This is a genomic window from Streptomyces sp. GbtcB7, assembly GCF_019091445.1.
GTDB lineage: Bacteria > Actinomycetota > Actinomycetes > Streptomycetales > Streptomycetaceae > Streptomyces > Streptomyces mirabilis.
In genome coordinates, this window is the sequence record NZ_JAGXJM010000004.1 from 330,386 (window position 1) to 348,934 (window position 18,549).

Here is an 18,549-nt window from a genome sequence, read left to right on the forward strand (position 1 = left end):
GCCGGGTGACGAGCCCTGGTGCGATTCCTGGTGCGAGCCGTAGTGCGATGCCTGGTACGAGCCTTGGTGCGAGCCCTGGTGCGAGCCTTGGTGTGCTGCCTGACGCGTTGCCCGGTACGAGCCCTGATGCGAGCCGAGGTGCGAGCCGTGGTGCGAGCCGAGGTGCGAGCCCTGCCACCCGGCCTTTCACGAGAAGAGCCGGCGCCAGGTCTCGGGCCCCGGGCAGCCGTCCGCCGCGCCGCCGCGCCAGCCCTGCGCCCGCTGGAACGCCTCGACGCCCCGCCGGTCCGCCTCGCCCCAGCGCGGCCCCGGACCCGACGTGTAGTACGTGCCGAACCCCTTCTTCACGAGTTGCTCGCCGAGCCGGGTGATATGGGGGTTGTCCGCGCCCGGACCGAAGAAGGACCGGCCCGGGTAGCGGCTGCTCGTCGCCCCCGGCGCCGAGACGCCCGCGCCGCTCCTCTCCTCGGCCAGCCCCTTGTAGCGGTAGGGGACATAGCGGTCCGAGTTGCTCCAGTAGGCGTACGGAGTGGACTGCCCGCGGGTGTGCGGGCGGGTCTGTTCATAGGCGAGGTAATAGGTGTGGGTGTAGTCCGCCCAGCCGCCGAAAAGGACGACGTGCGAGCCGTTCTGCGGATCCGCCGCATTATGGAAGAGGAGCATGTCGCCGGGCTGCACCTGGTCGCGTGAAATGCGTACGCCGAACGTGCTGAGGCTGCCCGTCCATTCGTTTCCCGGCAGGTTCCAGGACATCGAGACGAAGCCCGAGCAGTCCTGCCGGTATCCGTCCGGCCAGTACTCGGTATTGCTGTACGGCACCCGCGAGGCGACCCACTTCTTGGCCCGGTTGATGATCGCCGCCCGGGTGGTCGCGGGGAGCTCGCCCCCCGCCCCGGGCTCCGCCGGGCCTCGGCCCGGGCCGTGCAGCGGGGCCTGGTCGCCCTGCGGGGTGTCGGGCTCGTCACCTCGGGGGTCGCCCGGCCGGGCGGGTCCGTGCGCGGCGGCCACGGCCGGCACCGGCTGGCCCGCGGCGAGGACGGCGCCCGCCGCCGCGGCCAGCAGCAGCGCGCCCCGCGCCGCCGGGTGTCCCACGGGCCCGGGGAGCGAGGAAGGGGGAATGACGCGCCGCCAGTGCACGCATCCGGGGCAATCGCAGTCGCTCGCGGGATCGAATTCCTCGAATACCGGAGCCTCCATGAGATTCCCCTCACACCACAGGTCCATGTCTCCGCACTTCTGCACAGTCGTCAGTTTCGCAACTGTCACCTCTTGTCGCATGTTGACGGTCCGAATGATGTACAGAGACCACTTCCGACCGGTTCGGGACACCTCACCGCTCACTTCACGACACCCTCGTGGTCCGGAGCACCCTCCCCGGTCAGGTAGAGTTCTCGGGTCAGCAGGCGCCGCTAGCTCAGTTGGTTAGAGCAGCTGACTCTTAATCAGCGGGTCCGGGGTTCGAGTCCCTGGCGGCGCACCGACACCGAAGGGCTCCTCACCAGCGTGAGGGGCCCTTCGGCTTGCGGGCGGGGCGGACTCCCCACGGGCACAACCGGCGCAAAGAGTCACATAGGGGCGCATACGGGCCGGGCATATGCGCCCGGCGTATGGGGCGGTGACCCCATCTTCGTACACGCATCCCAATTAGCGCGTATGACCGGTTAACACCGCGTTTCGCATCTTGCGATCATGATGAACGCCGTAGAACCCTGGGTTTCAAGGGACTGTCGATACCTGACAGTTGGGGGTATGGCCGGTTGCGACCATGGGGGGCTGGGGGCCCCGTTCATGAACCGATGCCGAGGGGGGCATCATGCAACCGGAAGGTCGCATTTCTATGTCTCCGTTGTGTGGAGGATGTGGTGATGCCGACCTGCCAGCATGCGTCCGTGACGGTCAAGGGGGACTCGAACGGGCGACAAGGACCGACGAACACGCACCTGGACGTGCGTGCGGGGGGAATGACTCATGACGTCGACGCCGACGGGCGCCCGGCAGAACTTCGACCCGTCTGAGACGACCCAGCTCCGGATGCCATCGCACCGGACCGGCAACAACTTCCGCAGGATCAAGAAGACCCTGCCGAGATACGACTACGAGCACTACAGCCGGCTCGCGGGTCCCCTCACACAGCCCGATCCGAACAAGCCGTACAAGGTGCAGTACCGCTCGCTGCTGTCCCAGGAGCCGCACCGCATTCGAGCCGCCCTGATGCTGGGCGCCGCGCCGCTGCTGTCGCTGATCCTGCTGGGCTGGCTGCTCCAGCCGGAGCACTGGACCGAACGCGACTACCCGGCCTACGACTTCCTGCCGGTGCTCGACATCGTGATGCTGGTCTCGATCGGTCTGATCGAGTTCTTCCGCTGCATGAACGTGCTGTCGAACGCGCACGCCACCCTGGTCGCCCGCGACCCGATCCCGGTGGTACCAGAGACCGGCACCAGAGTCGCCTTCCTCACCTCCTTCGTACCCGGCAAGGAACCCCTCGCCATGGTGACCAAGACCCTGGAGGCGGCCGTCAAGCTGCGTCACCGGGGTCTTCTGCACATCTGGCTCCTCGACGAGGGTGACGACCCGGAGGTGAAGGAGGTCTGCGAGCGCCTGGGCGTGCACCACTTCTCCCGCAAGGGCGTCGCGAAGTGGAACCAGGCCAAGGGCCCGCACCGCGCCAAGACCAAGCACGGCAACTACAACGCCTGGCTGGAGGCGCACGGCGACGAGTACGACTTCTTCGCCTCGGTCGACACCGACCACGTGCCGCTGCCCAACTACCTGGAGCGGATGCTCGGCTTCTTCCGCGACCCGGACATCGGCTTCGTCATCGGCCCGCAGGTCTACGGCAACTACGACAACCCCATCACCAAGGCCGCCGAGTCCCAGCAGTTCCTCTTCCACGCGCTGATCCAGCGGGCCGGCAACCGCTACGGCGCGCCGATGTTCGTGGGCACCTCCAACGCCGTACGCATCAAGGCGCTCAAGCAGATCGGCGGTCTGTACGACTCGATCACCGAGGACATGGCGACCGGCTTCGAGATGCACCGTGCGAAGAACCCGGCGACGGGCAGGAAGTGGCGCTCGGTCTACACCCCGGACGTCCTCGCGGTCGGCGAGGGCCCGAACGCCTGGACGGACTTCTTCACCCAGCAGCTGCGCTGGTCCCGGGGCACGTACGAGACGATCCTCAAGCAGTACTGGAAGGGCTTCTTCTCGCTGCCGCCGAGCAAGCTCTTCAACTACACCATGATGATCATCTTCTATCCGATGTCCGCCCTCAACTGGATCCTCGCGGCCCTCAGCTGCGCACTCTTCCTGGGCCTGGGCGCATCCGGTGTGAACATCGACCCGACGGTCTGGCTGATGCTGTACGGCAACGCCTCCGCGCTGCAGATCGGCCTGTACGTGTGGAACCGCCGGCACAACGTCTCCCCGCACGAGCCCGAGGGCTCGGGCGGCGTGGCGGGCATGATCATGTCGGCGCTCTCCGCGCCGATCTACGCCCGCTCGCTGATGGACGCGGTGCTGCGCCGCAAGAGCAAGTTCGTGGTGACCCCCAAGGGGGATTCGGCCAGCCCCGACACACTGTTCGGGACCTTCCGGATCCACCTGTTCTTCATCCTGGTCTTCGCCGGCTCGATCGTCGCCGGACTCCTGCTCGGGCACTCCCACCCCGCGATGATCACCTGGGCGTCCTTCGCCCTGCTGATCACCGCCTCGCCGATCCTCGCCTGGCAGTGGGCCCTGCGCCAGGCGAAGAAGAAGCCGTCGGTGCCGCCCGCCTCACCCGAGGAGACGGTGCCGCTGCCCGCTCAGGCCTCGGCGCCCCAGCAGGAGCAGCACGCTCCGCATGCCCCACACGCCCCGCATGCCCCGCAGCACAAGCCCAGCTGGGCGGCGGCGCAGGGACAGGACGGCGGCAGCGGCGCGGGCAATGACCAGACCATGCAGATTTCCCTTGGGGGACGTAAAAAATGAAAGACGGTGCCCGTCGCCGCCGTGCTCGTCGTCTTGCGATAGGCGGGGCGGTGGTGCTCGCGCTGGCCGGGATGAACGGACCGTGGGTGTACCGCTTCAGCACGGAGAAATACCACGACTACACGATCAACAAGCCCGAGTACAAGGCCAAGAACGGGCACTGGGACATCATCCAGTTCCCCGAGGAGTACAGACAGAACACCATCCACGCGGCCCTGCTGCACACCGGCAAGATCCTGCTGATCGCGGGCTCGGGCAACAACCAGGACAACTTCGACGCGAAGAAGTTCGACACGCGGATCTGGGACCCGGTCAAGGGCACCATCAAGAAGATCCCGACGCCCGCCGACCTGTTCTGCACGGGCCACACCCAGCTCGCCAACGGCAATCTGCTGATCGCGGGCGGCACCAAGCGGTACGAGACGCTGAAGGGTGACGTCACCAAGGCGGGCGGTCTGATGGTCGTCCACAACGAGAACCCGGACAAGCCGATCACGCTGCCCGCGGGTACCAAATTCACCGGCAAGGAGAACGGCAAGACGTTCGTCTCCAAGGACCCGGTACTCGTCCCGCGCGCGACGAAGGTCTTCGACAAGGCGACCGGCAAGTTCCTGCGCAACGACCCGGGCCTCGGCCGTATCTACGTCGAGGCCCAGCGGAGCGGCCAGAAGTACGAGACGGGCACCCAGGACAACTACCGCATCCAGGGCCTGACCGGCGCCGACGCCCGCAACACCTACGGCATCGCACAGAAGCTCGCCCTGGACAAGAAGGACTTCCAGGGCATCCGGGACGCGTACGAGTTCGATCCGGTCGCCGAGAAGTACATCAAGGTCGACCCGATGAACGAGGCCCGCTGGTACCCGACGCTCACCACCATGAGCGACGGCAAGATCCTCAGCCTCTCCGGTCTGGACGAGATCGGCCAGCTGGTCCCGGGCAAGAACGAGGTGTTCGACCCGAAGACCAAGAAATGGACGTACACCAAGGGAATCCGCCAGTTCCCGACCTACCCGGCGATCTCCCTGATGCAGAACGGCGAGATGTTCTACTCGGGCTCGAACGCGGGCTACGGACCGGACAACGTGGGCCGCGACCCCGGCATCTGGGACGTGGCCACCAACAAGTTCACCAAGCTGCCGGGCCTGAGCGACCCCAACATGATGGAGACGTCCGGCACGGTGCTGCTGCCGCCCGCGCAGGACGAGAAGTACATGGTGATCGGCGGTGGCGGGGTCGGCGAGTCCAAGCTGTCCAGCAAGAAGACCCGGCTGATCGACCTCAAGGACAAGAACCCGAGGTTCGTGGACGGGCCCGAACTGGAGAAGGGCACCCGCTACCCGCAGTCCTCGATCCTGCCGGACGACACGGTCCTCGTCTCCGGCGGCTCCGAGGACTACCGGGGGCGCAGCGACTCCAACATCCTCCAGGCGCGGATCTACGACACCAAGTCGAACACCTTCGACCGGGTCGCCGATCCGCTGGTGGGCCGCAACTACCACTCGGGCTCGATCCTGCTGCCCGACGGCCGGGTGATGTTCTTCGGCTCCAACTCGCTCTACGCGGACAAGGCCAACACCAAACCGGCCACGTTCGAGCAGCGCATCGAGATCTACACGCCGCCGTACCTCTACCGGGACTCGCGGCCCGATCTGACCGGCGGCCCGAAGACGATCGCGCGCGGCGGATCGGCGACGTTCACCTCGCAGCACGCGTCGACCATCAGGACGGCCCGGCTGATCCGGCCGAGCGCGTCCACGCACGTCACCGACGTCGATCAGCGTTCCATCGCGCTGGACTTCAAGAAGACGAAGAACGGGGTCACGGTGACCGTGCCGAAGAACCGGAATCTCGTGGAGTCCGGTTGGTACATGCTGTTCGTGACGGACGACCAGGGGACCCCGAGCAAGGCCCAGTGGGTCAAGGTGCCGTAGCGCTTCCGCGGGGCCGTTTTCGACTGCTGGTTCGTTGTGGCTGGTCGCGCCCACGCGGCGGAGCCGCATGATGTCAGAGCCCCGCGCCCCTAAAGGCGCGGGGAACTTGCCGTCAGTCAGAAGCTTTGGCCAGCTTCAACGCGTACTCGGGCCACCATTCGCCCGCCTTCGGCCCCCCCTTGCACTCCCCGTCCGACTCACCCGGCCGCTTGACCCAGAGATACGCGTCGACGAGCGGATCGGCGGTCTTGGTCGTCGGGGTCTCGCCCAGCGCGCGCCCCGGCGGATTGCACCAGTTCTCGTCCGCCTCGCCGGCCGTGTACGGGCCGTTTCCGTTGCGGCTGGTGTCGATGACGAAGTGCTTGCCGCCGACCTTCGCGGACAGTTGCTTGCCGTACGCGATGGAGTCCTTGGTCGAGTAGAAGTTGGAGACGTTGACGGAGAACCCGTCGGCCTGGTCGATGCCCGCCCGCTTCAGCGGCTGGAAGATCTGGTCGGGGTGACCCCAGCCCGCGTTGCCCGCGTCGAGGTACACCTTCGTGTTCTTCAGGGCCTTGAGCTTGGTGACCGCGCTCTCGAGGAGGAAGTACCGCTCCTCCTGGAACTGCGCCGGAGTGCACTGGTTGACCAGGTGCAGAATGGCGTCCGGCTCCAGGATCACCGTGGCGGGCCGGTCCTGGATGCCGCGGGCGACCCCGTCGATCCAGGCCTTGTAGGCGTCGCCGTCCGCCGCGCCGCCCTGCGAGAACTGGCCGCAGTCGCGGTGCGGGATGTTGTAGAGGACCAGGATGGCCGCCCGGTCGGCCTGCTGCGCCGCCTCGGTGAAACCGCGCGCCTCCTGCTCGGGATTCTCCGGCCCGATCCACTCGCCGGTCGGCTGTTCGGCTATCTTGCGGATCTGCTCGGCGTCGTCCTTCTTGCCCGCCTTGACGAACGCGGCGACCTGCTCGGCCGCGTTGCCCGCCGGGTTGACCCAGAACGGGTCCGAGTTCTTGGGCTGTTGTGTGACCTTGGAACCGGAACCGTCGCTCTTGTCGCCGCCGCCCCCGGAGGAACACCCCGCGAGCACCAGCAACGCCCCCACCACCGCGACGGACGCCCGAGCCCCGGCCCCCTTGCTGCCGTACATGCAACTCCCCCTCGGGTGCACTGTCCTTGGGGTCAATCGTGACATAGGTGGCGCCTCGCCCACGAGATCGCCCGCCCCTTATCGGTGAGCTGTTACAGCCCCGGGGACAGGTCCTAGGCCAGAACGCTCATACGTTCTAGAGTTGCCTCAAACGGACCCAGAACCTCCCGCGCCGACCGCCGGGTTACTCCCGCAGCCCGTGCGCGCGCGGTCGAGGACCAGCCCGGTCGGCGGCTCCGGGGGGAGCGGGCCGCCGACCGGGCCAGGTGGAACCCGAATCATCGTCCGTGGCCCGTGAGGTACGCCGACACGACCACGTTCGCGGTGTAGGTGCGGCTCACCCGGTCGAAGGTGCCGCCGCAGGTGACGAGCCGCAGCTCGGCCCGCCCCGACTCCCGTGGCCCGTAGGCCTGTCGGGCGTCGAAGTGGTCGCGCGGGAAGACCTGCACGTCGTCCACGGTGAACTCGGCGACCGTCCCGTCGTCGCGGACCACCCGGACCGTCTGCCCCGGCCGTACCGTGCTGAGTTTGTAGAAGACCGCGGGCCGGGTCTCGGTGTCGACGTGCCCCACGAACAGCGCGGTCCCGGCCGCCCCCGGCCGCACCCCGGCGGCGTACCAGCCGACCACGCCCGGCTGGTCGAAGGGCGGCGGATCGATCGCCCCCTGCCCGTCGAGCCCGCGGCCCACGACCGGCGCCTGCACCCCCATCGAGGGAATGTCGATGCGCTGCGGCGCCGCGCTCGTCAGCGGCTTCAGCGCGGGTGGCAGCCGTACCTCGGGCGGTCGTCCGACCGCCGCGATGTCCCCCGTCGTCGGCGCCGCTATCCCCTGCCGTACGTCGGTCAGGTCACGGCCCCACAGCCACAGCCCGAGCAGCAGCACCGCCCAGGCGACACCGGTCAGCAGCCGGCCGGCGCCGGAGGAACGCCCGTGAGCGGGCATGTCGTCGGACATGTCAGTCCCGGGTGTCGTGGCCCCGGCGCGCGCTGCGGACCGCGACCGCCACCGCGGCGGCGCTCGCGAGGACGAGGCCGATCACCGCGTGCTTGGTGCCGGGGCTCGACGAGCGGGCGTCCACGGAGGCGAAGTGCGCGGTGCCGCCGCCGCCCGCGTGCACGGGGGCGACGGGCGAGGCCAGGCCGTTCGGGATGGCGAGGGCGGACGTCAAGGCGGTCGGGACGGCGAGGGCGGACCTCAGGGAGGTCGGGCCGCCCGGCGCGGTGACCGTGACCGTGCCGGTCACCCGGTCCTGGCGGCCGTCACAGCTGACCTTGACCTCGTAGGCACCGGGCGTGGCCGACGAGCGGACGCGGGTGTCGCCGACGAGCACCCCGCCCTGGCCGGTGAGCCGCGCGTCCGCGACGAACGCCGTCGAGACCGCGGTACCGGTCGTCCCCGTACAGCCCAGCGCCCGCAGCTGGACGTCGCTGCCGGGGCCCGGGGACACGGGAGAGACGGAGACGCCGCCGTCGGCCGCGTACGCGGCGGGAGTGAACGCCGCCGCGAGCACCGCACCGGCACAGAGAGTGAGTCGCGCACAGAGAGCGAGTCGACATGAACCCATCGTGAACCTCCAGATACCTGGAGACTCCCCCTCCGGGCCGCCGGACGCATCCTCAGACGCCCCCGACTGCTCCAAACGGGTCTCGAAAGGTTTGGCGCCGCCCGGTGGCCCTCGGTCCGGGCGGCGTCAGATCCGCTGGACGAGGTCCGCGATCGAGTCCACGATCCTGGAGGGCCGGAAGGGGTACTGCTCGATCTCCTCGCGGGTGGTCAGCCCGGTGAGGACGAGATAGGTCACCATGCCCGCCTCGAGGCCGGCCAGGACGTCCGTGTCCATCCGGTCGCCGATCATCGCGCTGGTCTCGGAGTGCGCCCCGATGGCGTTGAGCCCCGTCCGCATCATCAGCGGGTTCGGCTTGCCGGCGAAGTAGGGCTGCTTGCCGGTCGCCTTGGTGATCAGCGCGGCCACCGCGCCGGTGGCGGGCAGCGGGCCCTCGGCGGACGGGCCGGTCTCGTCGGGGTTGGTGGCGATGAACCGGGCGCCGCCCTTGATCAGCCGGACCGCCTTGGTCATGGCCTCGAAGGAGTACGTACGGGTCTCGCCGAGGACCACGTAGTCCGGCTCGTGGTCGGTCAGGACGTACCCGATGTCGTGCAGTGCCGTGGTCAGGCCCGCCTCGCCGATGACGTACGCGGTGCCGCCGGGCCGCTGGTCGTCCAGGAACTTGGCGGTGGCGAGCGCGGAGGTCCAGATGTTCTCGACCGGCACGTCCAGGCCCATGCGACGCAGCCTGGCGTGCAGGTCACGAGCGGTGTAGATCGAGTTGTTGGTGAGCACCAGGAACGGCTTCCCGGACTCCCGCAGCCTCTTGACGAAGGCGTCCGCGCCGGGGATCGGCACACCCTCGTGGATGAGGACGCCGTCCATGTCGGTGAGCCACGACTCGATGGGCTTGCGCTCTGCCATGGTGCTGGTTCTCCTGCCGTCCTGGCGTACGTACGCACACGATCCGGGGCGCCGGAACGACGATGTGCCGACGCCCCCAGCCTAGTCAGGGCGGAGTGTCAGCTTCCCGTGGCCGTCTTCCAGTCCTCGACGTACGAGGTCAGGTCCTTGTCGATGTCGACCCAGTCCGGCTCGAAGAGGGCGCGACGGACACCCGGTCGAAGCGGATGCCGCTGTCGCCGCTCACCGCCCGGCTCCGGGGAGCGGGGCATCTCCAGGGAGCCGATCGTCTCCGGGGAACGGGTCGGCTCCGGTGGGTCCGTCGAGCAGGGCGGGAAGTTCGGCCACCGAGCCGAGCACATGGCCGGCCCCGGCCGCGCGCAGCGCCTCGTCGCCGTGCGCCCCGGTGAGCACACCGGCCACCACGCCCGCCCCGGCGCGTACGCCGCTGAGCATGTCGTACGAGGTGTCGCCCACGACCGCGACCTGCTGGACGCCCTCCGCCGCCTTGGTGCGCAGGAAGGCCTCCAGGACCATGTCGGGGTACGGCCGCCCGCGGCCTCCGGCGTCGGCCGGGCACAGCCTGAGCGGCACCAGCCCCTGCCAGCCGAGGACGCCGAGGATGGCGTCCTGGGTGACCCGGGCGAACCCGGTGGTCAGGACGACGGTACGGCCGCCCGCCTGGAGCTCCTCGATCGCCTCGCGCGCGCCGGCGATCGGCGCGAGGCGCCCACCGTCGACGAGTTCCCCGTACGCCTTCTCGAAGGCGGCGTTGGCCCGCCGGGCGAGGGACTCCTCGCCGAACAGGTGCCGGAAGACGGAGATCTTGGACTCGCCCATGGTGGCCCGGACGTGGTCGAGCTTCGCGGCGTGGTCGGCGGACCCGGGCTCGACGCCCAGCTCCCCGGCGGCCACGGCGAAGGCCTGCTCCACCAGGCCGCCGTCGGCGACGGTGGTGCCCGCCATGTCGAGCACGACGAGTCGTATGTCCTCGGTCATTTCTTTCACCATCCCAGCTCGTCGGCGGTCGATTCGGCGATGGCGGGCGAACAGGTCATGCCGCGTCCGCCGGGCCCGGTGACCAGCCACACCCCGTCCCGCACCCGCTGCCGGTGCACGACTCGGCTGGGGTCGGTGCACTGCGCGTACACCCCGGCCCAGCGGCGCCGGATCTTCGGCAACGGGCGGCCGAGGAAGGACTCGACGACCTCGGTGAGGTGGTCGTAGGGGTCTTCGAGGGTGTCGAAGGCGAAGGGGTGCTCGTACTCGTGGGTGTCGCCGATGGTCAGCCCGCCGTCCGCGCGCTGCACCATGAGCAGCTGCATCCGGTGCGCGGCGGCGATCGAGGCCTGCGGCTGGTGTGCGTCCAGCTCGTCGAGGGCGGGGCTGCGGTACGCGGGGTAGTACCGGAAGCTGTCGGCGTCGGCGACGGAGGTGGTGAGCGGCTCGCCCAGCGGTGCGGTCTGCATCATCTGCAGCCGCACCCGCCGTACGGGCAGCTCGGGCCCGGCCAGCTCCCGTACGAGACCGCCGAGCCAGGCGCCCGTGCACAGCACGACGACGTCACCGGTGTGGACGTTCCCGTGGTCGTCGCGCACGGCGTGTTCTCCGACGACGTCACGGACCTCGCGCCCCGGCAGGAACGTGTAGTTCGGGGACTTCGACAGCTCGGCGCGGAGGGCGAGTTGGGCCGTGCGCGGCTCGACGGCCGCGTCGCGCTCGCAGAACAGGGCCGCTTCGAAGGCACCCCGCAGGGCGGGGTTCACGGCGCGCGCCTCGTCCGCGGCGAGCAGCTTGTAGCCGCGGGCGGCGGCGTCCTCGCGGGCCAGGGCGGCCTCGGCGACGGCGAGTTCGCGCGGGTTGCGCACGGGGGTCAGCGATCCGCACGCCCGGAAGCCGAGGTCCGGGACGCGCGCCCCGATCTCCTCCCACAGCTCCCGCGCCCGCAGGGCGGTCTCCAGCTCCTCTCCTCCGGCGCGACCACTCACCCAGATCTGTCCGAAGTTGCGCAGCGAGGCCCCGCGGGCCTCCGCCTCACGCTCGATCTGTACGACCTCGTGGCCGCGTTCCACTGCGTGCCAGGCGTGCAGGGTACCCACCACGCCGGCTCCGACGACTATCACTCTCACGACGGCCACGCTCCTCGGGAAGGGGGAATCAAAGGGGTCCGGACAGCAATCAGATGGTGAACCGCCCATCACATTTGGGCTAGACCCGTTATCTTCTCGTGATAGTACGTGGCCGAAATGACGGGCCCGAGCCCGCCCCGGCACGCCGCGCGTCGGCCGCCGAGGTGCGCCGTGAACGTCACCTGCCCAGGTGGGCCGTGAACGAGAACCGGTCCCCCCGGTACAGCGTCCGCACCCGCTCCAGCGGCCGCCCCTTCGTGTCCCGCGAGACCCGGTGGATCAGCAGCATCGGCAGCGCGGGCGGCGTACCGATGAGCAGCGCCTCGCGCGGCGTCGCCAGCACCGTCTCGATCCGCTCGTCCGCGTCCCCGAACGCGATGCCGAGCCGGTCATGGAGGTAGGCGTAGAAGGAGGAGTCGGGGTCGAAGTCACGGTCGAGGTCGGGCACCCGGGCCACGGCGACGTACGTACTCTCCAGCCCGACCCGCTCGTCGTCGGCGAGCAGCACGCGCTCCATGTGCCAGACGGGCTCGCCACGCGTCAGCCCCGCCTCGGCGGCCAGCGCCTGCGGGCAGGGGAAGCGGTCGAGCGAGATGAGCGTACGACCGGGGGTGCGCCCCTGCCGCCGTACGCCTTCGGTGTAGCTCGCGAGGGAGAGCGGCTGCTCCAGTTTCGGCCCCGCGACGACCGTGCCACGCCCCTGCCGCCGCAGCTTGCCTTCGAGCAGCAACTCCCGCAGGGCCTGCCGTACGGTCTCGCGGGCCACCTCGTACTTCTCGGCGAGATCGCGCTCGGTGGGCAGGAGCCCCCCTTCGCCCAACTCCTCGATCAGCACGGCGATGTGCGCCTTGACCGCGTAGTACTTCGGGATACGGCCGTGCTCCGGGATGCCGGAGCGGACGGGGGCGCCGGGCGATTGGTCGTTCGGGTAGTCCACGGGGGGATGGTCGCAGATGCGGTACGGGCGGTGCGCCGGTGGGAGGACTCAGCGACGCCGGAACCGGGACCAGCGGGAGGCCGCCAGCAGCACGCCTCCGGCGGCGAACAGGGCGACGCCCACCGCCAGGGCGGCTTCGCGCGGTCCGGTCATGGCCAGTTCGTCCGCGGACGAGGACTCTTCGTCCGTCGACGAGGACCCGTCCCGTTCCTTTCCCGCGGCGTCACCGTCACTGTCACCGCCGTCACGACCGCCGCCACCGCCGCCACTACCGTCGCCGGTACCGGTGGGGCTGCTGGTGCTGGTGCCCGTGCCGGTGACGCCGTCCGTACTACTGCCGGTGCTGTTGCCGGTGCCGGTACCGGTGCCGCTGGCGTCGGGAGCCGCGCTCGTACCGCCACCGCCTCCGCCGTCACCTCCGCCATCGCCGCCCCCACCGTCGCCGCCGTCCCCAGTACCCCCGTTGCCCCCGGCCTCCACAACGTCGCCGTCGCTTGTCTTGCTCTCGTCGTCGATCCGGAAGCGGTAAGCGTTCGACTCCCCCACCCAGTCCCCGTCGTTGTTGTGGCGCTGCACCACGGCCGCGTTGGCGACGACGTCGTTCGGCACGGCGGCGTCGGAGGTCACGGAGAGCCGGACCTTCACGGTGAGCGTGCGGCCGGGTCCGACCGTGAACCCCGGGAACCCGTCGTCGAACGCCCCGACGTTCTCGTCCTGGTCGCTCTTCTCGAACTCGACGGGATGCGTGCGCTCCCCCTCGTAGAACTCCAGCCGCGCCTGTCCCGGCCGCAGCACCCGCTTGCTGTCCACGAGTACGACGATCGGGTGGATGTTGCCGCAGGTGTGCGCGGTGGTGTTGGTCAGGTCGATGTACCAGGTCCGGAAGTCGCCGCCGACGTCGTAGGCGTCCGGCCCGCCGTGGATCCGGGTCTTGATCGGGAAGGCCCGGGTGTCGGGCGCGGCACAGGTGGGGCGGGGGCTCGCGGTGGGCCCGAGAGGCGTGAGCGCGTGGGCGGCGGGCGGCGGTGCGAGCCCGAGGCCCAGGGCGGGGGCAACGGCGGTCAGGGCGAAGGGGCTGGTCTTGCGCAGTCGCATGAGGGGCCTTTGCCGATCAAGGGCGGCGGGAGGGGGTCGGGAAAGGGGTCGGGAGCGTCGGGCGGTGAAGGCAACGGCGTACAGGGCAACGGCCCCGTGACCGTCCCACACCGGCCTGCGCCCACCGCCCCGCCACGCCCGCGACACACCCCGCCCGGCCCCCGAAGTCCCCCCGAACAGCCGAGTCGCCCTGCCCCCGAAGCCCCTCCGAACAGCCGAGTCACCCGGCCGGGGAACCGCCCCGAACAGCCGAGCCGCTCAGTCCTCCCCGCGCCCGAACAACGGCGCCAGCAGCAACTGCGCCGCGCCCTCCGCGACCCCACGCGCCCCACCGGGCGCCACCCGCACCGGAATCGCCCCGTCGTCCACGCCCTCCAGCCGAGCCCGTTCCTCAAGAACGGCACCGACACCCCTTACGAAGGCCTCCTCATGCGCGGCGACGGTACGCCCGCCGAGCAGCACGAGGTCGATGTCCAGCAGCCCCACCAGATTCGCGGCGCCCACCCCGAGCACCCGCGCCGCCTCACCCACGGCACCACGGTCCACCGCGGCGAGGCACAACGCCTCGATGCAGCCACGGTTGCCGCAGCCGCACGGGGGCCCGTCCAACTGGATGACCTGATGCCCGAACTCCCCCGCCCCGGTACGCGCCCCCCGGTGCACGCCCCCACCGATCACGAGCCCCGCCCCGAGCCCCGTACCGAGATGCAGATAGGCGAAGGATTCGAGAGGGCTGGCGGAGCTGGGGGTGCCGAGAGAGTCAGCGGCCTCGGAAGAGCCGGCGGAGGCACCCCCCAGCGCCCCGGCCCCACTCCCCACCACCGCGATCCCCAACGCGGCCGCGTTCGTGTCCTTGTCCACCACCACGGGCACCCCGAGCCGTCCAGCCAGCGCGTCCCGCAGCGGGAACCCGTCCCACTCGGGAAACCCGGTGACCCGATGCAACACACCCCGGGCATGGTCGAGCGGCCCCGGCAGGGCGACGCCCACGCCCAGTACGGACACCCCCGCCCCCGCGAGCAGCGCCTCGACCTCCCCCGCCGCCGACTCGACGACCGCCTCCGCCCCGGCCCCCAGATCGAGCGGAACCCGCCGCTCGGCGACCACCGCGCCGGTGAGGTCGCACAGCACGACCGTCAGCTCGTCGCGGTCGAGGTGGAGCCCGACCGCGTGCCCGGCCTCGGGCACGAGCCGCAGCACGGTCCGCGGCTTGCCGCCGGTCGACGCGCGGCGCCCCGCCTCCGTCGCCAGCCCGTCCGCCCGCAGCCGAGCGGTGATCTTGCTGACGGCCTGCGGGGTCAGCCCGGTGCGCTCGGCGAGTTCGAGCCGGCTGATACCGCCCTCCCCGGCCGTGCGCAGCAGATCGAGCACGAGCGCGGCGTTGTGGCTGCGCAGGGCGAGCAGATTGACTCCCGACTCGGCGTTGGTCCTGTTCACGTACGCCATTGTCCCCCGCGCTTGCACTTTGGCAACAGCGTTGCGAAAGTGGACGTCATGACTGGTACGACTGGCACGACTGGCACCCCCCTCCGTGTGGCCCTCGTCGGTTACGGCCTCGCGGGCTCCGTCTTCCACGCCCCGCTGATCGCCGCGACCGAGGGCCTGGCCCTGGACACGATCGTCACCTCGAACCCGGAGCGGCAGGAGCAGGCCCGCGCCGAGTTCGGCGACGGAGTCTCGTTCGCCGCCACGCCCGAAGAGCTCTGGGCGCGCGCCGACGAGCTGGACCTGATCGTCATCGCCTCCCCGAACAAGACCCACGTCCCGCTCGCGACCGCCGCCCTCAAGGCGGGCCTGCCGGTCGTCGTCGACAAGCCCCTCGCCGGTACGGCGGCGGAGGCCCGCGAGCTGGCCGCGCTGGCCGAAGAGCGCGGCCTGCTCCTCTCCGTCTTCCAGAACCGCCGCTGGGACAACGACTTCCTGACCCTCCGCAAGCTGCTCGACGAGGGCGAGCTGGGCGACGTATGGCGCTTCGAGTCCCGTTTCGAGCGGTGGCGTCCGCAGCCCAAGGGCGGCTGGCGCGAGTCCGGCGACCCGGCAGAGATCGGAGGTCTCCTCTACGACCTCGGCAGCCACGTCGTCGACCAGGCCCTCGTCCTCTTCGGCCCCGCGGCCTCGGTGTACGCCGAGACGGACGTCCGCCGCCCCGGCGCGCAGACCGACGACGACACCTTCATCGCGATCACGCACACGAACGGCGTCCGCTCCCACCTCTACGTCTCCGCGACGACCGCCCAACTCGGCCCGCGTCTGCGCGTGCTGGGCTCGCAGGCGGGTTACGTGAAGTACGGCCTCGACCCGCAGGAGGCGGACCTGCGCGAGGGCAAGCGTCCCGACACGACCGCCGAGTGGGGTGTCGAGCCCGAGTCCCTGTGGGGCCGCGTCGGCTCCGGCGAGTCCCCGCTCACGGGTGGCGGCCGCCCCGAGCCCACGCTCCCGGGCGCGTACCCCGCGTACTACGCGGCCATCGCCGCCGCCCTCCGCGACGGCGCCCCGAACCCGGTCACCGCGCAGGAGGCCGCGGCCGCCCTCGACGTCCTGGAGGCGGCCCGCCGCTCCGCCACCGAGGGCACGGCGGTGTCCCTGTGAGCACCGAGGACACCGCACGGCTGCTCGCGGAACAGATCACGGAACTGGAGTCCCAGGAGCGGCAACTGGTCCTCCCCCACTTCACGTACGACGACGCGTGGACCCTGGGCACCCTGCTCGTGAGCATGGCCCGCGAGGCCGCCGCTCCGGTCGCCATCGACATCCGCCGCGGCGGCCAGCAGCTCTTCCACGCGGCCCTGCCCGGTTCGACCCCGGACAACGACGCCTGGATCGACCGCAAGCGCCGCGTCGTCGAGCGCTACGGCTGCTCCTCGCTCCTCGTCGGCACCCGCTTCCGCGCCAAGGGCACCACCTTCGAGGCCTCCTCCCGCCTCGACCCCGACACCTACGCGGCCCACGGCGGCGCGTTCCCCCTCACGGTCGAGGGCGCGGGCGTCATCGGCACGGTGGTGGTCTCGGGCCTCCCCCAACTGGAAGACCACGCCATGGTCGTCAAGGCGCTGAGCCAGTTCCTGGCAATCTAGGGCCCACACCCGCGCCCCTGTTTTCAGGGGCGCGGGGAACTGCGCGACCAGCCACAACGAACCGGCACTCAACAACGCACCCCCCGCCCACCCCAGCGGAGCACCTACGCAGGTTTGAACTCCTGCCGCTGCCTGCCCAACCCCCCGATCTCCAACTCCACCACATCCCCGGCCCGCAAATACGGCTTCGGCTCCGGCTGCCCCAAGGCAACCCCCGCCGGCGTCCCCGTATTGATGACGTCCCCCGGATAGAGCGTCATGAACTGACTGACGTACCGGACCACTTCCGCCACCGGAAAGATCTGCTCGGCCGTGGTCCCGTCCTGCTTCGGCTCACCGTTCACCCACAGCTTCAGCGAAAGATCCTGCGGGTCGGAAACCTCGTCCGCCGTCACCAGCCACGGCCCCAGCGGATTGAACGTCTCGCAGTTCTTGCCCTTGTCCCACGTCCCCCCGCGCTCGATCTGGAACTCCCGCTCGGAGACGTCGTGCGCCACCGCGTACCCGGCGACACGCGCGAGCGCCTCCTCGTGCGACTCCAGATAGCGGGCGGTACGGCCGATGACGACCGCGAGTTCGACTTCCCAGTCGGTCTTGACCGACCCGCGCGGCACGAGCACGGTGTCGTCCGGCCCGACCACCGTGTCCGCCGCCTTGAAGAAGATCACCGGCTCGGCAGGCGGCTCGGCCCCGGTCTCGCGGGCATGGTCGTGGTAGTTGAGCCCGATGCAGACGATCTTGCCGATCCGGGCGAGCGGCGGCCCGACGCGCAGCCCGTCCGCGTCCAGCACGGGCAGTTCCCCCGACTCGGCGGCCGCACGGACCCGCCCGAGCGCCACGTCGTCGGCGAGCAGCGCCCCGTCGATGTCCGGCACGACTCCCGACAGATCCCGGAGAATCCCTTCGGCATCGAGCAGCGCGGGCCGCTCCGATCCCGCCGTACCGACTCGCAGCAGCTTCATGATCACAGTCTCCCTCGATCGCGGGCAGCCACCGACGGGTGCAGCCATCGGAGGACTGGTCGATCCTCCAAGCTGCACGTCCACTCCGCAATACCCCGTTCACGGACTGGACCGCCGCCACACCCTCAGGGATGCCGCCACACCCTCAGGGATACAGGACCGCCCGCTCCACGGCACTCCAGGCCGTACTGGTCACCACGTACAACGCGGCGGCCAGCGGCACCACCGCCACGGTGACGAGTGTGAAGAAGGACAGGAACGGCACAAACGCACTCACCGCACCGAGGCCGGGCACCTCCGCCCCGTCGGCCGCAGGCGCCGAGGCGACCATCGTCCGCTTCGTACGCCGGTAGTTGAAGACAGCCACCGCGCCGACAACCACGAACAGAGCGAGGTAGACGAGCCCGGCGGCACCGAACACCCCACCGCCCCCGAGCACGTCCAGCCACCGCCCGCCGAGCGGCGCGGCGAACAACTGGTGGCTCAGCAGCTCGTTGGCCTCACCACCGACGGTGGAACTGGAAAACAGGTGATAGAGAAGAAAGAAGGCCGGCAGCTGAAGGAGCCCGGGCAGAATCCCGGACAGCGGCGACACCTTCTCCTTCTCGTGCAGTTCCAGCACCGCCTTCCGCATCCTCTCGGGATCCTTCCGATACTTCTTGCGCAGCTCGGCGATCCGCGGCTGCAACGCGGCACGCGCCCGCTGTCCACGCGCCGCCGCCCGGGACAGGGGATGCACGAGCAGTCGTACGAGCGCGGTGAACAGGACGATCGCGGCGGCGGCAGCGGAAGCGTGGAACAGCGGTTCGAGCAGATCGGCGAGCCGCTCGACCAGCCCGGCGAAAGCGGACATGGGTGTGGGCGTG

Annotated in this window: 17 protein-coding genes and 1 tRNA gene; 5 read left to right on the forward strand and 13 right to left on the reverse strand. The window is 70.3% G+C overall.

Going from position 1 to position 18,549, the window contains the following annotated elements:
• Positions 1-186 precede the first annotated feature (186 nt).
• Positions 187-1,197 carry a peptidoglycan-binding protein gene (locus KVT44_RS09290; protein WP_217566660.1) on the reverse strand — a complete coding sequence of 337 codons (1,011 nt, stop codon included), beginning with the start codon at positions 1,195-1,197 and terminating at the stop codon, positions 187-189.
• 206 nt (positions 1,198-1,403) lie between these two features.
• On the opposite strand from KVT44_RS09290, the gene KVT44_RS09295 reads away from it, so the two are divergent.
• From KVT44_RS09295 to KVT44_RS09305, 3 genes are all read left to right on the forward strand, one after another.
• Positions 1,404-1,477, forward strand: a tRNA-Lys gene (locus KVT44_RS09295).
• 491 nt (positions 1,478-1,968) lie between these two features.
• Entirely contained in the window at positions 1,969-3,972 is a 2,004-nt protein-coding gene (locus tag KVT44_RS09300) for a glycosyltransferase family 2 protein (RefSeq protein WP_217566661.1), read from the forward strand.
• Positions 3,969-5,906, forward strand: a complete 1,938-nt coding sequence (locus KVT44_RS09305; RefSeq protein ID WP_217566662.1) for a kelch motif-containing protein — start codon at positions 3,969-3,971, stop codon at positions 5,904-5,906. Before KVT44_RS09300 ends, KVT44_RS09305 begins: the two co-directional genes overlap by 4 nt.
• Positions 5,907-6,018: 112 nt before the next feature.
• Here KVT44_RS09305 and KVT44_RS09310 read toward each other — a convergent pair whose 3' ends face one another.
• From KVT44_RS09310 to KVT44_RS09355, 10 genes are all read right to left on the reverse strand, one after another.
• Positions 6,019-7,035: a glycoside hydrolase family 6 protein gene (locus KVT44_RS09310; protein WP_217566663.1), complete on the reverse strand. Its 1,017-nt coding sequence runs from the start codon at positions 7,033-7,035 to the stop codon at positions 6,019-6,021.
• Positions 7,036-7,313: 278 nt separating this feature from the next.
• The gene (locus KVT44_RS09315; protein ID WP_099922471.1) at positions 7,314-7,991 is read right to left on the reverse strand and encodes a class F sortase; all 678 of its coding nucleotides are present in this window, start codon (positions 7,989-7,991) and stop codon (positions 7,314-7,316) included.
• Between the two features lies 1 nt (position 7,992).
• Positions 7,993-8,601, reverse strand: a complete 609-nt coding sequence (locus KVT44_RS09320) for a hypothetical protein (protein ID WP_217566664.1) — start codon at positions 8,599-8,601, stop codon at positions 7,993-7,995.
• A 126-nt stretch (positions 8,602-8,727) separates the two neighbouring features.
• Positions 8,728-9,507 (reverse strand): HAD-IIA family hydrolase, encoded by a 780-nt coding sequence (locus tag KVT44_RS09325; RefSeq protein ID WP_217566665.1) that lies wholly within the window; start codon positions 9,505-9,507, stop codon positions 8,728-8,730.
• A 98-nt stretch (positions 9,508-9,605) separates the two neighbouring features.
• Positions 9,606-9,758 (reverse strand): hypothetical protein, encoded by a 153-nt coding sequence (locus KVT44_RS09330; protein ID WP_190173205.1) that lies wholly within the window; start codon positions 9,756-9,758, stop codon positions 9,606-9,608.
• Positions 9,730-10,485: an HAD family hydrolase gene (locus KVT44_RS09335; RefSeq protein WP_217566666.1), complete on the reverse strand. Its 756-nt coding sequence runs from the start codon at positions 10,483-10,485 to the stop codon at positions 9,730-9,732. The genes KVT44_RS09330 and KVT44_RS09335 overlap by 29 nt, the downstream gene beginning before the upstream one ends.
• 5 nt (positions 10,486-10,490) lie before the next feature.
• Entirely contained in the window at positions 10,491-11,615 is a 1,125-nt protein-coding gene (locus tag KVT44_RS09340; RefSeq protein ID WP_217566667.1) for a TIGR03364 family FAD-dependent oxidoreductase, read from the reverse strand.
• A gap of 178 nt (positions 11,616-11,793) precedes the next feature.
• On the reverse strand, positions 11,794-12,552 hold the full coding sequence (locus tag KVT44_RS09345) for a GntR family transcriptional regulator (RefSeq protein ID WP_217566668.1): 759 nt from the start codon (positions 12,550-12,552) through the stop codon (positions 11,794-11,796).
• Positions 12,553-12,600: 48 nt separating this feature from the next.
• A complete protein-coding gene (locus tag KVT44_RS60545) occupies positions 12,601-13,647 on the reverse strand; it encodes a hypothetical protein (RefSeq protein ID WP_217566669.1) in 1,047 nt (348 codons plus the stop codon).
• Between the two features lie 258 nt (positions 13,648-13,905).
• Positions 13,906-15,093: an ROK family transcriptional regulator gene (locus tag KVT44_RS09355; RefSeq protein WP_217566670.1), complete on the reverse strand. Its 1,188-nt coding sequence runs from the start codon at positions 15,091-15,093 to the stop codon at positions 13,906-13,908.
• 48 nt (positions 15,094-15,141) lie between these two features.
• On the opposite strand from KVT44_RS09355, the gene KVT44_RS09360 reads away from it, so the two are divergent.
• Positions 15,142-16,236, forward strand: coding sequence for a Gfo/Idh/MocA family oxidoreductase (locus tag KVT44_RS09360; protein WP_217566671.1), 1,095 nt, complete (start codon positions 15,142-15,144; stop codon positions 16,234-16,236).
• Positions 16,233-16,721 carry a heme-degrading domain-containing protein gene (locus tag KVT44_RS09365; RefSeq protein WP_308313938.1) on the forward strand — a complete coding sequence of 163 codons (489 nt, stop codon included), beginning with the start codon at positions 16,233-16,235 and terminating at the stop codon, positions 16,719-16,721. The genes KVT44_RS09360 and KVT44_RS09365 overlap by 4 nt, the downstream gene beginning before the upstream one ends.
• A 104-nt stretch (positions 16,722-16,825) precedes the next feature.
• Here KVT44_RS09365 and KVT44_RS09370 read toward each other — a convergent pair whose 3' ends face one another.
• Positions 16,826-17,683 (reverse strand): fumarylacetoacetate hydrolase family protein, encoded by an 858-nt coding sequence (locus tag KVT44_RS09370; protein ID WP_217566672.1) that lies wholly within the window; start codon positions 17,681-17,683, stop codon positions 16,826-16,828.
• Positions 17,684-17,828: 145 nt separating this feature from the next.
• Positions 17,829-18,536, reverse strand: a complete 708-nt coding sequence (locus KVT44_RS09375) for a membrane protein insertase YidC (RefSeq protein WP_190173136.1) — start codon at positions 18,534-18,536, stop codon at positions 17,829-17,831.
• Positions 18,537-18,549: the final 13 nt, after the last annotated feature.

What these genes read in the sequence shown, in the direction of transcription:
- KVT44_RS09325 (WP_217566665.1), bottom strand. Translation starts at nt 9,507, where the DNA reads ATGGCAGAGCGCAAGCCCATCGAGTCGTGGCTCACCGACATGGACGGC.
- KVT44_RS09370 (WP_217566672.1), bottom strand. Translation starts at nt 17,683, where the DNA reads ATGAAGCTGCTGCGAGTCGGTACGGCGGGATCGGAGCGGCCCGCGCTG.
- KVT44_RS09360 (WP_217566671.1), top strand. Translation starts at nt 15,142, where the DNA reads ATGACTGGTACGACTGGCACGACTGGCACCCCCCTCCGTGTGGCCCTC.
- KVT44_RS09300 (WP_217566661.1), top strand. Translation starts at nt 1,969, where the DNA reads ATGACGTCGACGCCGACGGGCGCCCGGCAGAACTTCGACCCGTCTGAG.
- KVT44_RS09315 (WP_099922471.1), bottom strand. Translation starts at nt 7,991, where the DNA reads ATGTCCGACGACATGCCCGCTCACGGGCGTTCCTCCGGCGCCGGCCGG.
- KVT44_RS09305 (WP_217566662.1), top strand. Translation starts at nt 3,969, where the DNA reads ATGAAAGACGGTGCCCGTCGCCGCCGTGCTCGTCGTCTTGCGATAGGC.
- KVT44_RS09375 (WP_190173136.1), bottom strand. Translation starts at nt 18,536, where the DNA reads ATGTCCGCTTTCGCCGGGCTGGTCGAGCGGCTCGCCGATCTGCTCGAA.
- KVT44_RS09335 (WP_217566666.1), bottom strand. Translation starts at nt 10,485, where the DNA reads ATGACCGAGGACATACGACTCGTCGTGCTCGACATGGCGGGCACCACC.
- KVT44_RS09355 (WP_217566670.1), bottom strand. Translation starts at nt 15,093, where the DNA reads ATGGCGTACGTGAACAGGACCAACGCCGAGTCGGGAGTCAATCTGCTC.
- KVT44_RS09310 (WP_217566663.1), bottom strand. Translation starts at nt 7,035, where the DNA reads ATGTACGGCAGCAAGGGGGCCGGGGCTCGGGCGTCCGTCGCGGTGGTG.
- KVT44_RS09290 (WP_217566660.1), bottom strand. Translation starts at nt 1,197, where the DNA reads ATGGAGGCTCCGGTATTCGAGGAATTCGATCCCGCGAGCGACTGCGAT.
- KVT44_RS09320 (WP_217566664.1), bottom strand. Translation starts at nt 8,601, where the DNA reads ATGGGTTCATGTCGACTCGCTCTCTGTGCGCGACTCACTCTCTGTGCC.
- KVT44_RS60545 (WP_217566669.1), bottom strand. Translation starts at nt 13,647, where the DNA reads ATGCGACTGCGCAAGACCAGCCCCTTCGCCCTGACCGCCGTTGCCCCC.
- KVT44_RS09330 (WP_190173205.1), bottom strand. Translation starts at nt 9,758, where the DNA reads ATGCCCCGCTCCCCGGAGCCGGGCGGTGAGCGGCGACAGCGGCATCCG.